This is a genomic window from Akkermansia sp. UNK.MGS-1 (assembly GCF_000980515.1).
Lineage (GTDB): Bacteria > Verrucomicrobiota > Verrucomicrobiia > Verrucomicrobiales > Akkermansiaceae > Akkermansia > Akkermansia muciniphila.
In genome coordinates, this window is the sequence record NZ_LBCB01000040.1 from 190337 (window position 1) to 209153 (window position 18817).

The following is an 18817-nucleotide window of genomic DNA, read 5'->3' on the forward strand; positions in this document are numbered from 1 at the left end:
ATCAAATCTTGACCCCGGATTGTTAAACCGGTAGCATCGCGGCAGCGTCAGCATTTCTTCTGACCCTATTGATCAAGTTATTTCTGTTTTTAATATGAAAAAAAACTTATTTATTGCTACAATCCTCTGCGGATCATGCATCTGTGCCAATGCCGCCAGCATGGTCACGGAATGGACCGGCAATGCCGGCCCTACGGAAGGCAACACCTATGAACTGGGCAATGCGGACAACTGGAGCAACGGTGTACCCGCCCGCGGCAACAACCAGGGGCCGGACGTCATCTTCAATAACACCGGAACCATCACCCTCAGCGGCTCCATGGTGGACACATCCGATGGCGGCAGCATCACCGTCACGGGCAACAGCAATGTTACGGTTGGGGGAACCCGCTGGACGGGAAATGTCACCATTGGAGCAGGTTCCGCTCTTTCCCTCTCACAAGTGGACTTTAAAAGCAGTGACATCATCCTGGACGGCACCTTCAACCTTGGTGTCTGCGGGATTGATTCCGGCGGCAACGGCGCCCGCCTTGTCTTCGGCATTGGAGGCATCATGAACGTCAACCAAAAAATATGGGGAGCTTCGGACTTCTCCGTTTCCGGTACGCTGGCCACCACATCCACGGATCTGGCTGCTGGAGAATTCCAGTTTGTTACCCGCACGCTGATTACCTCCGCCGGCTTTGACGGCGGTTCCATTTCCCTGGGAGACTTCACCGCTGAAGACGGCGGAGCGCTGACCAAGGCATCCGGCATCATGGAAGGGAACGCCGCAGACTATCAGGGCCAGTACTATCTCTACACGGAAGACGGGAACGTCAAAGTGCAGTACGTAGTGGCGGGAGCCGTTCCGGAACCTGCTACGGCCACCCTCAGCCTGCTGGGGCTGGCTTCCCTGATGCTGCGCCGCAGGCGCGCCTGACCTTCCACACCCTGTCTTTTTTCCTCAACAGCCTGTATGCCCACGCATACAGGCTGTTTTATTTTCAGGCGAGTGACGAAAACGTCACAAAAAACATCTTCATGCCATTGCCGGGAATCCGTAGCATTTTTCCATTATCTCCCGTTCGACGCCATGCAAACCCACGCAAAATCACTCAACGAACGTTTCCGCACACTCATCTCTCTGATTTTCGGTCTGGCTATCGGCTGTTCCCTGCTCTTCGGGGAGTCCCGCTGGGAAACGTCTCCGCTCATTGAAGAAAGCCTCATGCTCCTGGCCTGCTTCATGGCCGGCATAGGCGCCTTCGGGCGCATCTGGTGTTCCCTCTACATTGCGGGCTATAAAAACAACGTCCTGGTTACTGACGGGCCATACTCCATGTGCCGCAACCCGCTCTATTTCTTCAGCTTCGTTGGCAGCATAGGAGTATCCTGCGCTACGGAGACCTTCACCATCCCCCTGCTTACGGCGCTGGCGTTCGGAATCTACTACCCGTCCGTCATCAGAAAGGAACAGGAAAGACTCACCGCCCTTTTCGGAGACGCCTACCGGAACTATTGCAGGAACGTTCCCTCCTTCATTCCCTCCCTCTCACGGCTTAAACCGCCGCCTGCCGCCTACTCCGTCAATCCCGCCACATTCACGCACAACATTGTGGATGCGCTGTGGTTCATCTGGTTCATCGGCATCTTTGAATTCATCAGCGGACTTCATGAAGCCGGAATGCTTCCCGTGTGGTTCCTCATTCCGTAACAGGCTCTTTTCTCCTGGCATCCAGAAGCCCCGCAAGCGCCCGTTGGGAAACCATCTTACGGAAAGATGCGCGGTCCCGCGGATAAAGCATCATCTCCGTCCGCGTCTTCCCCCCCCGGAAAGCCCAGGCAAGCCATACGGTCCCCACAGGCTTTTCCGGCGTACCGCCCCCGGGGCCCGCGATGCCGCTGACGGCGACAGCGACATCGGCTCCGGAGCGTTCCAGGGCTCCTTCCGCCATCGCTTTAACCACGGGCTCGCTCACAGCCCCGCAACGCTTCAGGACCTCCTCCGGCACGCCCAGCATCTCCGTCTTTGCCCGGTCGGCATAAGTAACCCACCCGCATTCAAAAACCCCGGAGGCCCCCGGCACATCCGTAATCCTCTTGGCAATCAGGCCGCCGGTGCAGCTCTCCGCCGTCGCCGCCTTCAGACCCTGCTGCGCCAGATGGCACACAACCGCTTTCTCCAGGGATGCCCCCACAGGAGCCAGCACATACGCCCCGGCCAGAATGCGCAAACGGGCCTCTCCCTGTTTCAAAGCCACCTCACTGCCCACCAGGCGCACGTCCACTTCCCCGACGCGCGCGCAATACGCCACCTCCAGACCCTCCACCTGGTGCAGGGAATCATCCACCAGCTCTTGGAGATCGCTCTCCCCTATCCCTACCAGGCGGAACACGCGCAAATGAGAAATATCCTCATCCGCCAAATCTTCCAGAAGCGGCATCACGGAATGTTCCACCATCGGCTTCAACTCCGCCGGCGGCCCCGGCAACAGGATGAACATGGGAAGGGAACCGCTGGCAGGCATCACCAGTCCGGGCGCCGTCCCGTTGGAATTCTCCAGCACCGCGGCGCCATCCGGAACCATGGCCTGCTTGAAATTACACTCCGCAATGGGAATCCCCCTCCGTTTAAAATAACTCTTCAGCCACTCCGCCACATGCTCGTCACGGTGCATGTCCACGCCGCAAACGTCGCACAGGGCTTCCCGGGTCACATCATCGCTCGTCGGCCCCAGTCCCCCGCTTACAATCACGATATCTGCGCGCCGGGCGCTCTCCCTCATGGCCTCGTTAATAGCGTACCCGTCAGGCACTACGGTTACCCTCCCCACGCGGAACCCTGCCTCAAATAATCTGTTGCCCAGCCATGCGGCATTTGTATTCACAATACTCCCCAGCAAAATTTCCGTCCCGGTGTTGATCAATTCAACCCTGATCTGTTTCATGCAGCCAGTATGCTCCCTCAAGCGCTCCGTGACATGCAACAATCCTGCCATGTATCATAAAAAACTTCATTTAAACGCCCCGTAAGATACATTAGGGGCACTGACAAAGACCATGAACACACCTTCCCGGCCCCGGGCCACCAAAATCATCTGTACTATTGGACCAGCAACAGACACTTCCGACATGCTGGGCCAGCTTATTGAAGCCGGAGCCAACGTCTTCCGGCTCAACATGAGCCATTCCAAACACGACTGGGTCCGGGAAGTCGTCTTCCGCATCCGCCGGAAAGCAGCGGAACTGAAAGCGAACGTAGCTATCCTCTTTGACCTCCAGGGGCCTTCCATTCGCACGGGAGATCTGATGGAACCCTACCATTTGAAAAAGGGAGACACCGTGGAAATCCGCCTGGGCACAGCCAAGCCGGAACTTCCTTTTTCCACCACGGTAAACTATGACGGCCTCCTGCAGGATGTTCAGGCGGGCCATACCATGGTGGTGGATAACGGAGGCATCCTCATGCGCATTGCGGAAGTGCGCCCGGACAGGCTCATCTGCGACGTGCTCACGGAAGGCGTATTCGGCTCCCGCCGCCACATCAACCTTCCCGGCGTAGCGCTGCGGCTCCCGGCCCTGACGGAAAAAGACTTGGCGGACCTGGCCGTGGCCGTAGAATGCGAGACGGACTACGTAGCCATGTCCTTCGTCCGGGATGCCGCCCATATTGCCCAGCTCCGGGAACACATCGACAACTTGGGAGGCAAGGCCCAGATCGTCGCAAAAATTGAAGACCAGCAGGCTGTCCGCCACATTGACGATATCATCCTGGCCGCAGACGTTATCATGGTCGCGCGCGGAGACCTGGGCATTGAAGTCAGCATTGAAGAACTGCCCATCATCCAGCGCCGCATCGTCCGCCATTGCCACAGGCTGGGACGCCGCTGCATCGTGGCAACGCATATGCTGGAATCCATGATAACCCAGCCCACCCCTACCCGTGCGGAAGTCACGGACGTTTCCAACGCCATCTTTGAACAAGTGGATGCCGTCATGCTTTCCGGAGAAACCTCCGTGGGCCATTACCCCGTACGCTGTGTGGAAGTGCTGGATTCCATCGCCCACCGCATGGAGTGCTCCGGCAATCTCAACTTCGCGGCATCCGCCATCCTGAACGGAGACCGCCAGAAAGCCACCAAGGCAGCCATCTCCCTGGCGGACTCCGTGGAAAACGCCTGTCTGATCGTCTTTACCCGCCGCGGCCTGGCCGCCACGCAGGCAGCCGTCCTCAGGCCGGAACGGGCTGCCATTTTCGCCTTCAGCAATGACCCTGTCGTTGTCAGGCAACTCGCCCTGGCGCGTGACGTAACCGCCTTTGAATCACCCTTCCTGAAAGATCCGGCCCGCATGATCTCCACCGCCCTGGACCTGCTGAAAGAAAAAGGGCTGATCTCCTCCGGCCAGCCTGTCGTCATCCAGGGGGACAGCCTGCAAGGGGAACTGCTGGCGGACTCCATCATCTTCATGCGCGTGGAATAATGGCCTGCACCTTTCCTATAGAGCGGGAGATGGCCGTGTGGCCCCCGCCCGCCCCCCTCAGGGAACTTCTGCTGGATGCGGATCCGGACGAACGCCGGATAGCGGATCATCTGGCCCACGGCGAACTTTACGTCGCAAAAAACTGCGGGACTGCCGCCGGAGTCATTGTTATCCGTCAGACGAGGGAACATACATGGGAAATCATGAATTGCTCCGTAGCTCCTGAATATAGAAGGCAGCATTGCGGAACAGCCCTAGTGCGGCACGCCCTGGACATCATCAGAAACAAAGGGGGCCGGTATGCGGAAGTGGGAACGTCCGATGCATCTCCGGGGCCAATGGCTCTCTATGAAAGCTGCGGATTCCAGATTTCTGGCGTTATCAACAACCACTTCACGGACAACTATCCGGAACCCGTCTGGGACAATGGCGTGCAATGTATTGACATGATCCGCATGCGTGCGGACCTCTCCCTTCGGAAAGAAGGAGCGCATCATGCTGCTCAAAAAGTATAAACCACGCTGACTCCCGTCACCCAGCTATTGCCCTTTACCAGCGTTCTTCCATACACGCGGTTCACCCCGTGGGAACCCTTGCCGAGCCAGTGCAGGCCAACGAAAGGCTCTATAAAAACATTCCCGAACAGACGGTAATTCGCCGTCACCCTGAAATAGAGAGACTGCCAGCCATTGCTGCTGGAAGGCCAATAGGAAGAACTCAACACGGCGCCGAATTTAAAACCCATATAAAGGTTTTCCGTCATCCGGAAATCCGATCCCGTACACATGTCAAACCACCAGCCCGTGATTCCGTAAAAGGAATATGCGGCACTTCCCTGCGCATAAAAACCGGGAAGGAATCCCACATCATGGCGCATGATCAGCGCCGCTTCATACGTTGTTCCCCCATTGCCGAACAAACGTTCGGAAGCAAACCCCGCCAATCCGCCGTCATTCGCACGAAAGGATAATGCCGCATACGTAGCTTTTCCGAACTTCCGCTGAAGACCAAGATCCACCATCGTCTCATTCTCTATATCCGCCGCCGGATGCCCCAGTAAAATCTCCTCCTTCAAAGCCAGAATCAGGGAATACCGGTCATTCAAATCGCTTCTCCAATCCAGCCGCAAAGGAGCCGTAGGATTACAGCCCGCGGGAATCAGCCCCCTGAACTCGTAATTAGTGGAATACCCGGCTTTGATACTGCCGCTGACCGGTCTTAAAGCAGGAGCGGAAGGAACCTCCGGAATGCGTGATTCCGCCGAAGAAACGGCCATGGAAGCGACAGAGACGATGCCCGCTCCAAAGAGAAAAGAAAAAAAGAAATTCATAACATCGAAATGCCGTGCGGAAAGTATTCTGGATAAAAAAACTCCTCTTGGCAACAAGCAAAAACGCCGCTGTTTTCTGCTCTGCTTCAGGAAACATCATTCAGGCCTGCCTGCTGCCAACTTCAGAAAGAATAAACGAGACCAGCCCCGGCTACTACTCCGAAATTCTTATAAGGCTTGTCGCCCCTGTCCGAACCTCGGTTGGCCTTCAAGGCGCCCTCTCCGGCCCAGTTGAAGCTGACGAAGGGAACGAGAGACAGGTTCTTGGCACCCAGTTTCACCGGAAGTTCAGCCTTCAGCCACCAGGCCTGGGAACCGTTGGACATAAAAAGGGATTTATTGTCAAAATAAGAGGAAGTGGCAGACATCCCGGCGCTCAATACAAAATCGATGTCGGAGCAGATAGCTGCCTGATGCCCCACATGCGGCCGGAACCACCAGCCGGTCATGCCCTGGAAGGCATAGCTCATGGTTACGCCGGCAAACCAGTTTCCGGGCAAACCGTAATCCAGCGTCAGATAAAATTCCTGAATGACGGAATGGGTATTCCTTATATACACATCTTCATCACTCATCCAGGTGGCGTTATAATCATACCTGGCAAAATTCCCAAGCAGGCCGCCGTGAATCAGGTTCCAGCCAAGCGTCGTGGACAGGTTCTTCAGTAAACCATCCCGGTTCTTCCATCCAAAAAGAAAATCGGTCTCGTTATGAAAAGAGAAATCTCTTTCCCCTGCCATGTGGTGTCCTGAAATCAGGAACGTACAAGATGCCGCCCCAACAACGGAATTACAATCATCCAATTTATAATTCAAATCCACACTGGCAGGAATAATTCCATCTCCTTCCGTCAGTGAATGAGAAGCCACAATGCCGCGGCAGGTGTAATTGGAAGCATACCCGGCATCAACTTCCCCGGACAAAGGACAGTCCTGTTCCACGGGAACAGAAACCGGAGAAACAGTTTTAACGGAAATTTCCGCAAAAGCGGAAACGGCAAAAAAAAACGGCACCCCCCGCAATACCAATGATATTTCTGAATTGCATCATCACGCTTCAAATGACAATCTGGATATCGGCGCATTGCAAAAAACGGAGTTCATAAAAAACGATACGCCGCCAGCAATTAAAAAAAGCGCGGCGGATTTCTCCGCCGCACCTGAAAATATAATTCAATCGCAGGCCGGATGGCTTAGAAAGAATAGACAAGGCTGGCTCCAGCCACTACGCCGAAGTTCTTGTAAGGCTTGTCTCCCTTATCCAGGCCCTTATTGACCTTCAACGCGCCGCAGCCGGCCCAGTTGAAGCTGACGAAGGGAACAAGGGACAGGTTCTTCACTCCCAGCTTCACCGGAAGTTCAGCTTTCACCCACCAGGCCTGAGCGCCATTGGCCTGCTCGAACGCAGCGCCAAAATAGCTGGACGTGGCAGACATCCCGGCCGTCACGACAATGTCCGTGACGGGGCAGAGAGCGGCCTTGTAGCCAACATAAGGTTGGAACCACCAGCCGGTCATGCCCTGGAAGGCATAGCTCGTGGTTACGCCGGCAAACCAGCTCTGAGTCAGATCGTAATTCAGATTCAGGTAAAATTCCTGCGTGACGGAATGAGCATGGTCATACTTGGCAAAGCTGCCCAGCAAACCGCCGTGAATCAGGTTCCAGCCAAGCGTCGTGGACAGGTTCTTCAGCAAACCGTCCTTATTCTGCCAGCCAAGGTTGAAATTGGTCTCATTGTGGAAGGAAGTATCCCTGTCCCCCATGAGATGGTGGCCTGAAGTCAAGGTCGTATAAGAAGCGGAAGCCACAATGGAGTTGGCATCGCACAGCTTGTAATTCAGATTGACACCGGCGGGGATGACGCTATCCCCTTCCGCCAACGCGTGGGAAGCCACAATGCCGCGGCAGGTGTAATTGGAAGCGTAGCCGGCGTAAATATCGCCGGACAGCGGGCTGGAAGTCGCCACAGGAGCGGGAACCGGAGTCGGAGCAACAATCTTGACGGGAGTACCCGCAAGAGCAGCTCCGGCAAAGGATGCCACAACTGCCGCAACACTGATGATGTTCTTGGTTTGCATGACTATTACTTGGTTAGGGTATTAATTGTTGATTTGCTAACATGGAAAGAAAAATGCTTTTTCCCCCCTTGTTAAGAAAAGTGAAACATTTTCGTCACAAAAGTAAAGAATTTTCTCTTGATAAATCAGCAAGTCATTGATTTCACATTATTTACATCCACCAGCCCCATGACAAAAAATCCAATTCTCCATATCTTGCCAAACCTTCCCTTCCAAGGCCTTGCTGGATACAGACACTCCGCACCATCCAGAAGCCTGTCTTCTTTCAGGGCAGGAGAAGGATTCACCAAAACCCTCCGCCTGCAGGAAAGCAGCATGGGCAAATCCGCGGCACTGTCGCTGTAGGCAACGGCGTTTTCCAGAACACCATGTTCCGGCAGTACATTCCGCTCCCGCAGACGTTCCACCTTCACCGCCCCCTTATTATTACCGTTCGGCAGTTTCGGCATTGCCGGCATGCGTTCCTCCAGAAGCACATCCGTTCCCAGAATTTCGTCAAATCCCAGCAGTTCACCCAGAGGCTTCACGTAAAATGATGGAGAAGCGGAAACCATGAGACACAAATACCCCTTCTTCCGATACTCTGCCAGCCGCTCCTTCAGCTCCGGATAAATCCATTCCTGCGCCATCTCGGCAAACTTCCGTCCATATTCCCGCACCGTTTCAGCGGGAAGCCCCCACAAATACATGAGATAAGCCCTCTTCATCCGGTTCTCATCCCATATTCTCAAAATATAGAGCGGGATACAGGCCAGGAAAAGAAAAATCAGCAAGCGTCTCCAAGGATGGCGCCTCACCACAAAACAGGAAAAAACATATTGCGTATCCCAGGGAAGGAGCGTTCCGTCCATATCGAAAAGCGCTGCGCCTCTTTTTTTCCAATCGTCCGTCATGCTTTCATCTTATATCCGCTTCCCTTAACTCTCAACAGCCAACTCTTCCATTACTCCCCCCTGAATGCCCAAAACCCCGGCCGCCGAAAAGCAACCGGGGTTTTGAAGCAAATCCAGAAGGAAATAAAGATTAACGGGAGTAGAATTCCACGATGAGCTGCTCGTTGACGATGGGAGCAATCTCTTCCTTGGAAGGCACGCGGGCAATCTTGCCCGTGAGCTTGTCACGGTCGCATTCCAGCCAATCCGGAACCACAGTAGCCTGAGTCAGGTCAAGGGAACGGGTAACCAGCTGCTGGGAGGAAGCCTTGCCGCCAACGGCAATGACATCGCCCGGACGGCAGGAGTAGGACGCAATGTTCGTCTTTTTGCCGTTCACGGTGATGTGGCCGTGGGAAACGAGCTGACGGGCTCCGGCGCGGGTGTTGCTGAAACCGAGGCGGTACACAACATTGTCCAGACGAAGCTCAAGGAGCTGAAGCAGAATATCGCCGGTAATGCCGCGGCGGCGGGCGGCTTCTGCATAATACTTGCGGAACTGGCCTTCAAGCACACCGTACTGGAAACGCAGCTTCTGTTTTTCAGCAAGCATCACGCCATAGTCGGATTTCTTCTTGCGGCCGGCGCGCATGCCATGCTGGCCGGGAGGGAAGGGGCGCTTTTCAAGAGCCTTGGTGGAACCGAAAAGGGCAACGCCAAAACGGCGGGACACTTTATCGCGGGGACCGGTATAACGAGCCATGATATATTAGATCTATAGGTAAAGGATTCTCAATTAGACACGGCGGGCCTTCGGAGGACGGCAGCCGTTGTGGGGAATGGGAGTCACGTCCTTGATGGAGGTGATTTCAATACCGATCGTCTGCACGGCACGTACAGCGGATTCACGACCGGAACCGGGGCCCTTCACACGCACTTCCACTTCACGCAAGCCGTGGCCCATGGCCTGGCGGCAGGCGTCCTGGCACACCACCTGCCCGGCATAAGCCGTGCTCTTGCGGGAACCCTTAAAGCCCATCTTGCCGGCGGAGGACCAGCCGATGACATTGCCGCGCTGGTCGGTCACAGTCACGACGGTGTTGTTGAACGTGGAGGAAACGTGAACCACGCCCGTGGAAACGTTTTTGCTGCCCTTGGCCTTCAGGATTTTGGGCTTGTCGTCATCGCCGCCCAGACCAAGTTCCGCAAAGATGTCCTTGCGGGGTTCGGGCTTCTTGATTTCTTCAGGAGCGGAAACAGCGGCGGCCGGAGTTTCAGCGACGGGAGCGGGAGTTGCCGCTTCCACAGGCTGTTCGGCGGTTTCGTTGGTGATTTCTTCGCTAGCCATAGTAAAGCTATATTAAAATTCAGATTGGCGGATTACTTCTTCTTGGCCTGCGCGCCAACAGTCTTCTTCTTGCCTTTACGGGTGCGGGCATTCGTACGGGTACGCTGGCCGCGTACCGGAAGGCCGCGGCGGTGGCGCTGACCACGATAGCAGTTAATGGAGGTCAGACGCTTGAGAATGGATTGCTTTTCACGACGAAGGTCACCTTCAATCAAAATGCCGTCAGTGGTGATTACTTGAACAATCTTCGTGAGCTGTTCGTCGGTAAGCTGTCCCGTGCGGATGTCGGGATTGATGCCTGCTTGTTCCAGGATTCTCTTAGAAGTCGAGCGACCAATTCCGTAAATATACGGAAGGGAAGCCTCGATGCGCTTCTCGTTGGGTATTTCTGTACCGAAAAGGCGTGCCATAATGGATTGGATTTGCTAGCTGTTATTTTTCTCTGCCTCGCGCAGAGCTATTGCTTGGGGCAAGATGGATACCATAAATTGAGGTTTTGACAAGACCAAAACATCATTTTTTCTATTTTTAATCTCTTGCACCGCTTGAAGATGCATGCCGCCCGTAGCGGCGGAGGATGCGCTCCACAGCCCAGGAAGCGTGTTCCTCCACCAGAGGAGACTCCCCGTAAAGCGCCTTCAGAAAATCAATGTCATCCGGAGTCCCCGCATTCCCCAGCACAACGCAGCCGTTACGCAGCAGCCCTTCCCTCTTGAGCCTTTTCAACGGGGAATTCCGGAACAGGGCCGCAAAACCGCCGGCATCCAGGGAAAGAAGACCGCGCAGGGGAATGGAAGCCAGCAGACGGGACATGCGGAACCGTTCGTCAACATCCGGCAAAGGCTTACCGTTCCAGGGACAGACCGTCACGCAGGTATCGCACCCGTACAGGCGCGTGCCTATCAGGGGACGGATTTCTTCCGGAATAGCCCCCCGGTGTTCAATCGTCCAGTAGGAAAGGCAGCGTCCGGCATCAACCTGACCGTTTCCCATAATTGCGCCCGTCGGACACAGGGCCGCACAACGGCAGCAACTGCCGCATCCGTTTGAAACCGGAGCATCCGGTTCCAGTTCCAGCGTAGTCAGCAGGGTAGCGATAAAAAAGCGGGAGCCCCCTTTCCTGCGCACGATCAGACCGCTTTTCCCGCGCCAGCCCAGGCCGCAGGCCTCCGCATGGTCCCGTTCCATAACGGGGCCGGAGTCCACATACCCCTTCTGCTTCCCGCCGTAAATGGAAAGCAGCTCCTGCAAATCCGCCAGTTTTTCCTCCAGAATTCCGTGGTAATCCTTTCCATGGGCGTAAAGGCAAATGCTTCCCTCCCCCTCCGGACGCCTACCGGGGCTGTCATAATCATAGGACAGGCAGATGACGGAACGGCATCCGAGAAGCACTTCCGCAGGATCCGTGCGCCGCTCCGGGGAACGCGCCATCCACTCCATCCCGGCGTGCCATCCGCGCTCCAGCCATTGAAACAATTTTTCCGCATGCGGGCTTTTTTCCGCACGGGCCACCCGGCAGCCGGAAAAACCAAGCTGCCGGGACACGGCGCACAAGGAATCTTTAATAACAGAGGAATCCGGAGTCAGCACGCCGGAATCATGAACAAGAGCGTGCCTCCCACCAAGAATTTTCTTCTGTCCGGTGGAAATTGGATTGCCTGCACCCCGCCGCCGCTTCATAATGCCGCATATATGAACATCCGGATTCTGAGCGATGGGAAACAGGGCCACCTCAACCAGTCCCTGGGGCTGGCGCAAGCTCTGATCTCCAAAGCGGGGGGAACTGTGGAAACGGTGAACCTGCAGGGGCTTTCCCTTTTGGGGAAAATCCGGAAGGTCGTCTCAGGCAGCGACATTCCACGGCCGGATCTGTTCATTTCCGCCGGACATGCAACGCATATCCCGCTCATCTGCGCGCGGCACCATTTCAAAACCCGGGCCATCCTCTGCATGAAGCCCACGCTTCCCTGCTCCTTTTTCGACCTCTGCCTTATTCCCCGCCATGACCTGGATTCCGGCCGCGATTACACGGATACGAATATCTTCCCTACCCAGGGAGCTCTCCACCCCATGAGACCGGATACTTCCGTACCAAAGGATACCACACTGATTCTCATAGGAGGACCCAGCAAAGATTTTGACTGGGATGACGAAAGCATGCTCAACCAGCTCGCGTCCATCAGCATCCACACCCCCGGAGACCTCGTTCTGACCACCTCGCGCCGGACGCCGGACGGCTTTGCGGAAAAAATCCGGACGGCCGTTCCGGAACTAACCGTTGTTCCCGTGGAGGAAACCCGGCCGGGGTGGGTAGCCCGGCATCTGGCGCACGCCTCCGCCGCCTGGGTCAGCCAGGACAGCGTCTCCATGGTATATGAGGCTCTTGGCTCCGGCGCTCCTGTAGGCATCCTTTCCGTACCGCGCCGACATGGCAGCCGCAAATCCCGCATCCTGTCCGGCCTGGAGACACTGGAAAAGGAAGGCATGGTTACTGGATACAGTGACTGGAAAAAACAGAACTTCCGCCTGACGGCTCCCGGTTCCCCGCTTCTGGAAGCGGACCGTGCAGCAGACTACATCCTCTCCAGATTTTTCCCTCAGCTCCGCGCCTTATGAAAATAGTACATCTCGTCCCCTCCATGGAATCCGGAGGCGTGGAACAAGTCGTTATGGAACTGGGCAGCGGCCTTTCTTCCCGGGGCGTGGAAAATATCGTCGTTTCCGGAGGCGGACGCCTGGTGCCCCGTCTGGAAAAGGAAGGCTCCCGCCACATCCTGATGCCGATAGGCAAAAAAAGCATCTCCACTCTCTTCCGCATCGGGGCCCTCCGCGCCCTGCTTCAGGCCGTCAGACCGGATATCCTGCATCTCCATTCCCGCGTTCCTGCGTGGGCAGGCTACTTGGCATGGAAAAAGCTCCCGCCGGAAGACCGTCCCGGCCTCGTCACCAGCGTTCACGGCTTCTACTCCGTCAATCGGTACTCCGCCATCATGAGCCGGGGAGAGAGGGTGATCGCCGTCTCCAACTGCATCAGGGACTACATCCTTGACCATTATCCGTCCACCCCTCCGGACCATATCAGAATCATACCCAATGCTATTTCCCCGGACCAATATCACCCGGCCTACTCCCCCTCCCGGGAATGGCTCACGGGCTGGTTCATGTCCTATCCTGAACTGAAGGGGAAATTCACCCTGTGCCTGCCGGGCCGCATCACGCGCCTGAAAGGGCATCTGGATCTGATTCCGGTCGTCAGGCAGCTTCTGGAACAGGGAATTCCGGCCCACGCCGTCATTGTAGGAGAAGCAAAGAAGGGAAAAGAAGAATATAAAAACGAGGTCCTGCGGGCAATAGAACGTTCCGGCGTCTCCCAGTCCTTCACCTGGACAGGCCATCGCCAGGATCTAAGGGAAATCCTTTCCACATGTTCCGTCACCCTCTCCCTGACCAAAAGCCCGGAAGCCTTCGGCAAATCAACCCTGGAGGCGCTCGCCCTGGGCAAGCCCGTGGCCGGATACGCTCACGGCGGAGTCAAGGAACAGCTGGACGCCTTCCTTCCTGAAGGGAACGTCGCCGTAGGAAATACCGCCGCCATGGCGGACCTGCTGGCCCGCTGGCATGCCCAGCCCCCCCCCCTGCCCCGGCAAATTCCTTCCCCTTACAATATGCAGGATATGATTCAAGCCCATCTGGACGTTTACCAGGAACTGACCCCTTATTCATGACACCCCGGGAAGCAGCCATAGCCCTGAACCTGATACCGGGCCTGGGCCCTGTCAGAATCATGCGTCTCCTGCAGGTATTCGCCTCTCCGGAACTGATTCTGGAATCCCCTTCCTCCCTGTTGATGGAAATTCCCGGCGTGGGGGCGCAGCTGGCTTGCCGCATTTCCTCTTGGCGGAGTACCGTCAACCCGTACAGGGAACTGGAACTGGCGGATAACGCGGGGGCCGCGGTAACCACGGTTTTTGACGACTCCTACCCATCCTCCCTGCGTGCTCTCCCAGACCCGCCCATTGTCCTCTACTCCTGGGGAAACTGGACCGGAACGGATGCCGAACGCTCCATTGCCGTCGTCGGCTCACGGATGGCCACCCATTACGGCAGGCTTTGCGCCAGAAACATCTCCCATGACCTGGCGGAAGCCGGAGTCACCGTCATTTCCGGACTGGCGCGCGGCGTGGACACGGAAGCCCATACCGGGGCCATGGACGCGGAGGGGCGCACCATCGCCGTTATCGGAGCAGGACTCAACAAACTGTATCCTCGGGAAAACAGAAATTTGGCGCAGCGCATTGCGGACGGGCATGGAGCGGTAGTCTCCGAGTTCCCGATGGACTTGCCCCCTTCCCGCACCACTTTTCCCATGCGCAACCGCATCGTGAGCGGCTGGAGCTGCGCTACGCTGGTGGTGGAGGCGTCCGGACGCAGCGGAGCCTTGATCACGGCCCGAACGGCGGCCGAACAGGGCCGAGACGTTTTTTGCATTCCCGGACCGGTTGACCGGCATTCTTCCGACGGATGCCATGCCCTCATCCGGGACGGAGCCATCCTGGCTACCGGAGCCTCCGATATTCTGCAGGACATGAACTGGGCCGTTCCGGAACAGGGACTGCCTCTCTTCTCGCCATGTCCCCCTTCCGGAGCCTCACCCCCACCGCTTCCCACTTTGGAAGAAAAGGAGATTCTCCACGCCATCAGACTGGGTTTCAATACTATTGACACCCTCTGCACCTCTCTGGGAAAAGCGGCGCATACTATCACCCCGCTTTTGGCCAAAATGCAAATTGCAGGGCAAATTACTCCGGACGCTGGAGGGTATTTCTCCATTAACAGCAGGGAACTTTAGGAAGATTCCGCTTTTCCGCCGGGGAAAACGCCAGGTCCGGGCCTCCTCTCCCTGACCATGGAACCGGAAGGGAGCGCCGTCCATCTCCCGTATAAAAACCTTTCCATCCGGATGCAAAAAAACGTCTTAAAACAGTCACCAAATCCTCTCCTTCAATAATTTTATTCCAAAAATTAAATATATCGTCAGGACATCCCCGGCATTTTAAATGTCTGCGGCAAAATTTACATGCCCGCGAAAAACAAAATATGTTCGGAAAAAATCTCTGCTATATTTACGGGACACAGGCTCGGGCGCATACGGCAACACCTCTTAAAAAGAACTGTTGACGAACATATTTTGAACGCATCTCTCCTGTCTGGAGTCTCATCCTTCACAAGATCTGTCCGACGGATGGAAAAAGCAATTCAAAATCCGTTCAGGGTGGTTTTTGGTTCCATAGGTAGTTAATAGAGAAAAAAGGCCGCGGATTATCCGATCCGCGGCCTTTTTCGTCCGGCTCTCTTTCAAATGCGGAGTTTGGGCTTGATGAACGAAACTTCTTACTGTAGCAACAAGACATGCGTTTATTCGCCCTTCTTGCAGGATTCTCCCTTTGCCTGAGCTCCACAAGCTGCCAATCGTACGGGGATTCAAGTGACTACATCCCCCTCGCAACGCCCGTTCCCCCACAACTCTCCCAGCCGGTTTCCCATGCCCTCCCCCGACCGGCCAATTTCCCCACACGCCCTGTAGCCATCCCCTCAAGCGCCCCGCGCACGCCCCGCTGCGCCAGTGCCTGCGTCATGGACGCCCTTACCGGCAAAGTGCTCTTTTCCCACAACGGCCTCCAGCACCGCCAGGTAGCCAGCACGCAGAAACTCGTGACAGCCATGGTCGTGATGGAACACGGCAGCCTGGACAAAAAAGTGGTCATCCAGCCTTCCGATACCAAGGCGGACCCCACCAAACTGGGATTCCGGGCGGGGGAAGTCTATTCACGCCGCGAACTGCTCAATGCCATGATGATCCGCAGTTTCAACGACGTAGCCCTGGCGCTGGCCCGCGATACGGCGGGTTCCGTTCCCCGTTTCGCCCAGTTGATGAATGCCAAAGCCCGGCAGATGGGCATGTACAACTCACGCTTCGCCAATCCCAACGGCCTCCCGGCAGATCAATATTCCACTGCCATTGACATGGCCCGCTGCGCCTATTACGTGTACCGCAACCCGGAACTGCGCAATATTATCTGCAAACGCCAATATGCCTTTACCCGCGCCAACGGCAGAACGCTTCTGTTGAGAAACACCAACAAGCTGCTCACCCAGAACCCCTGGGTTACCGGGATGAAAACTGGATACACGAACGCCGCCGGACGCTGCCTGGTTTCCTCAGCCGGCGTCAACGGGCGCCATGTCATCGTCGTCGTCCTCGGCTGCCATCCGTCCCGTATCTGGACGGAATCGGAAAACCTGATCAGATGGGCTCTGGGATACGCCGTATAAATGCCCGTCGGCAATTGGTATTTGACTTTCACGGCGTGACCCGCTATCAGTCCTGCCTATGTTACAGGCAGGTATTGTAGGTCTCCCCAACGTCGGCAAATCCACTCTATTCAATGCGGTCACCCGGACGCGCAAGGCCCAGGCGGCCAACTATCCCTTCTGCACCATTGACCCGAACGTGGGTATGGTAACAGTCCCGGATCCCCGCCTGCAGGTTCTTTCCGACATGTCCGGTTCTGAAAAAATCATCCCCACGCTTATTGAATTCGTGGATATTGCCGGCCTGGTCAAGGGCGCCTCGGAAGGCGCCGGCCTGGGCAACCAGTTTCTGGCGAACATTCGTGAAGTGGACGCCATCGTGCAGGTAGTCCGCTGCTTTGACAATGATGATATCATTCATGAACTCGGTTCCGTGAATCCTCTGCGCGACATTGACATCATCAACTCGGAACTCATTCTGGCGGATATCGCCACCATGGAAAAGAGACTCTCTTCCCGCGAACGCAAGGCACGCAGCGGCGACAAGGAAGCCAAGGCCGAAGTGGCCCTCATCACCAAACTCCTGCCCCACCTGAACGAAGGCAATCCCGCCCTCACCCTTGAACCGCAGCTGGACGACGATGAACGCAAGCTGCTCCATTCCTTCCAGCTGCTTTCGGATAAAAAAAGCATTTTCGCCTGCAATGTCAATGAAGACGAACTGGCGGACGCCATCTCCAACCCGGACGCCCATCCCTACGTCTCCCAGGTGAAAAAATACGTAGCGGAACACCACAACGCGGAAGCCATTGTCATCTCTGCCCGGATTGAAGAGGAACTCATCGACGTCTCGGAGGAAGAATCCCGCGAATTTCTGGAATCCCTGGGCGTGCGGGATTCCGGCGTTTCCGACCTCATCCGGGCCGTGTACCACCTTCTGGGCCTGCGCACCTACCTCACCACGGGAATCAAGGAAACGCGGGCCTGGACCATTCCGTCCGGGGCAAAAGCACCTCAGGCGGCCGGCGTTATCCACACGGACTTTGAACGCGGTTTTATCGCCGCAGAGGTAGTGCACTACGACGACCTGGTTTCCTGTGGCGGCAAGGCCGGAGCGAGGGAACACGGCAAGCTGCGCATCGAAGGAAAAGAATATGTCGTCAAAGACGGGGACGTTATCGAATTCCGCTTCAATGTCTAGACGGAAGCGTTACCGGAATTCCATTGACTTTTACTGATATAAGGAGCAGATTGCTCACAACCTTCACATCGCCTCATGACTGATACAGACGTCAAATCCACCCCCCTGGCAGCTAAACACGTTGAACTGGGAGCCAGAATGGTTCCTTTTGCCGGCTGGAATATGCCGGTGCAGTACACCGGCATTCTGGACGAACACAAAGCAGTGCGCGAAACCTGCGGCATCTTTGACATCTCCCACATGGGGCAGTTCACGGTAGCCGGCGATTCTGCCGCGGCCTGGCTGAACTCCATGCTGACCAATGACATCAACAAATTGAATGTAGGGCAGGGGCAATACTCCGTCATGCTCAATGACAGAGCCGGAGTCATTGACGACCTTATCCTGTACCGGATGGAACCGGAAACCTTCTTCGTAGTGGTGAACGCCTCCAAGATTGATGAAGACTTCGCATGGCTTTCCGCCCATCAACCTGCAGGCGTAACCCTGGAAAACCACTCCGACGAATACGTGGGGCTGGCTGTTCAAGGTCCCGAATGCGGAGAAGTATTCTCCCGCGTCATCCCCGGTGTGGAACTTCCCCCCCGCAATGGAATTTCCCGCATCTCGGCGGAAGGGACGGATCTCATTGTCTGCCGCACCGGCTATACCGGGGAAGATGGTTTTGAATTCTTCTGCCCGGCTAAGGAAGGCGTCAAATGGTTTGAAGCCTTTCTTGGAGCAGGAGCCAAACCCTGCGGCCTGGGCGCCCGCGACAGTCTGCGTCTGGAAATGTGCTATCCTCTGAACGGCTCCGACCTCTCTCCGGACAAGACGCCTCTGGAAGCCGGGCTCGGCTTCTTCTGCGCGCTGGATACGGATTTCATCGGTTCCGATATCCTCCGGGAACAAAAAGCCAACGGTCTCAGCCAGCGGCTGGCGGCTATTGAATACACCGGCAAGGGAGCCCCTCCCCGCGCCCATTATGCCGTTCACGTCCCCGGCGGAGAAGCCATCGGAGAACTTACCAGCGGCGTGCTCTCTCCTTCGCTGATGAAGGGTATTGCCCTGGCCTACCTGCCTGCCGCCCATGCCAAGGTCGGCACGGAGCTGGAAATTGACGTAAGGGGAAGGAAATTTCCGGCCGTGGTCGTAAAAAAACCCTTTTATAAAAAAGGCTGACACGACGGCGCAAAAATAAACTGACAAACACCTCATTTTACTACACTCTCAC

At 56.1% G+C, this 18817-nt stretch carries 19 protein-coding genes; 10 read left to right on the plus strand and 9 right to left on the minus strand.

The genetic code is table 11. The features are described from left to right. Positions 1-94 precede the first annotated feature (94 nt). Entirely contained in the window at positions 95-922 is an 828-nt protein-coding gene (locus tag WW58_RS12285) for a PEP-CTERM sorting domain-containing protein (protein ID WP_046437959.1), read from the plus strand. Between the two features lie 153 nt (positions 923-1075). After that, entirely contained in the window at positions 1076-1696 is a 621-nt protein-coding gene (locus WW58_RS12290) for a methyltransferase family protein (protein ID WP_046437960.1), read from the plus strand. On the opposite strand, the gene WW58_RS12295 is transcribed toward WW58_RS12290, so the two are convergent. Next, positions 1686-2930: a competence/damage-inducible protein A gene (locus WW58_RS12295; RefSeq protein ID WP_046437961.1), complete on the minus strand. Its 1245-nt coding sequence runs from the start codon at positions 2928-2930 to the stop codon at positions 1686-1688. The genes WW58_RS12290 and WW58_RS12295 overlap by 11 nt on opposite strands. Before the next feature lie 112 nt (positions 2931-3042). Between WW58_RS12295 and pyk the strand changes: the two genes are divergently transcribed. Beyond that, a complete protein-coding gene (gene pyk, locus WW58_RS12300; protein WP_046437962.1) occupies positions 3043-4464 on the plus strand; it encodes a pyruvate kinase in 1422 nt (473 codons plus the stop codon). Then, complete coding sequence (locus tag WW58_RS12305) at positions 4464-4979, plus strand: GNAT family N-acetyltransferase (RefSeq protein ID WP_215836848.1); 516 nt, start codon at positions 4464-4466, stop codon at positions 4977-4979. The genes pyk and WW58_RS12305 overlap by 1 nt, the downstream gene beginning before the upstream one ends. Here WW58_RS12305 and WW58_RS12310 read toward each other — a convergent pair. From WW58_RS12310 to queG, 8 genes are all read right to left on the minus strand, one after another. Then, positions 4967-5794 (minus strand): hypothetical protein, encoded by an 828-nt coding sequence (locus tag WW58_RS12310; RefSeq protein ID WP_046437963.1) that lies wholly within the window; start codon positions 5792-5794, stop codon positions 4967-4969. The two genes, WW58_RS12305 and WW58_RS12310, sit on opposite strands and share 13 nt — an antisense overlap. Positions 5795-5916: 122 nt before the next feature. Beyond that, positions 5917-6735: a hypothetical protein gene (locus WW58_RS12315; RefSeq protein WP_241653797.1), complete on the minus strand. Its 819-nt coding sequence runs from the start codon at positions 6733-6735 to the stop codon at positions 5917-5919. A gap of 251 nt (positions 6736-6986) precedes the next feature. After that, positions 6987-7871 (minus strand): hypothetical protein, encoded by an 885-nt coding sequence (locus WW58_RS12320; RefSeq protein ID WP_046437966.1) that lies wholly within the window; start codon positions 7869-7871, stop codon positions 6987-6989. A 125-nt stretch (positions 7872-7996) separates the two neighbouring features. Further along, complete coding sequence (locus WW58_RS12325; protein ID WP_046437968.1) at positions 7997-8764, minus strand: HAD family hydrolase; 768 nt, start codon at positions 8762-8764, stop codon at positions 7997-7999. 130 nt (positions 8765-8894) lie between these two features. After that, positions 8895-9506, minus strand: coding sequence for a 30S ribosomal protein S4 (gene rpsD, locus WW58_RS12330; RefSeq protein ID WP_022198459.1), 612 nt, complete (start codon positions 9504-9506; stop codon positions 8895-8897). A 33-nt stretch (positions 9507-9539) separates the two neighbouring features. After that, on the minus strand, positions 9540-10091 hold the full coding sequence (rpsK, locus tag WW58_RS12335) for a 30S ribosomal protein S11 (protein ID WP_022198460.1): 552 nt from the start codon (positions 10089-10091) through the stop codon (positions 9540-9542). Positions 10092-10123: 32 nt separating this feature from the next. Continuing rightward, on the minus strand, positions 10124-10501 hold the full coding sequence (rpsM, locus tag WW58_RS12340; RefSeq protein ID WP_012419492.1) for a 30S ribosomal protein S13: 378 nt from the start codon (positions 10499-10501) through the stop codon (positions 10124-10126). Between the two features lie 118 nt (positions 10502-10619). Next, entirely contained in the window at positions 10620-11771 is a 1152-nt protein-coding gene (gene queG / locus WW58_RS12345) for a tRNA epoxyqueuosine(34) reductase QueG (protein WP_102758767.1), read from the minus strand. Positions 11772-11783: 12 nt separating this feature from the next. On the opposite strand from queG, the gene WW58_RS12350 reads away from it, so the two are divergent. The 6 genes from WW58_RS12350 to gcvT all read left to right on the plus strand — a co-directional run bounded on the left by WW58_RS12350 (position 11784) and on the right by gcvT (position 18765). Continuing rightward, positions 11784-12707 carry a mitochondrial fission ELM1 family protein gene (locus WW58_RS12350; RefSeq protein ID WP_046438032.1) on the plus strand — a complete coding sequence of 308 codons (924 nt, stop codon included), beginning with the start codon at positions 11784-11786 and terminating at the stop codon, positions 12705-12707. Further along, on the plus strand, positions 12704-13816 hold the full coding sequence (locus WW58_RS12355) for a glycosyltransferase family 4 protein (protein ID WP_046437970.1): 1113 nt from the start codon (positions 12704-12706) through the stop codon (positions 13814-13816). The genes WW58_RS12350 and WW58_RS12355 overlap by 4 nt, the downstream gene beginning before the upstream one ends. Beyond that, a complete protein-coding gene (gene dprA, locus WW58_RS12360) occupies positions 13813-14940 on the plus strand; it encodes a DNA-processing protein DprA (protein WP_046437971.1) in 1128 nt (375 codons plus the stop codon). The genes WW58_RS12355 and dprA overlap by 4 nt, the downstream gene beginning before the upstream one ends. A gap of 560 nt (positions 14941-15500) precedes the next feature. Beyond that, a complete protein-coding gene (locus WW58_RS12365; protein ID WP_094139293.1) occupies positions 15501-16424 on the plus strand; it encodes a D-alanyl-D-alanine carboxypeptidase family protein in 924 nt (307 codons plus the stop codon). A 58-nt stretch (positions 16425-16482) separates the two neighbouring features. After that, the gene (gene ychF / locus WW58_RS12370; RefSeq protein ID WP_046437973.1) at positions 16483-17604 is read left to right on the plus strand and encodes a redox-regulated ATPase YchF; all 1122 of its coding nucleotides are present in this window, start codon (positions 16483-16485) and stop codon (positions 17602-17604) included. Between the two features lie 75 nt (positions 17605-17679). Further along, positions 17680-18765, plus strand: coding sequence for a glycine cleavage system aminomethyltransferase GcvT (gene gcvT / locus WW58_RS12375; protein ID WP_046437975.1), 1086 nt, complete (start codon positions 17680-17682; stop codon positions 18763-18765). Positions 18766-18817: the final 52 nt, after the last annotated feature.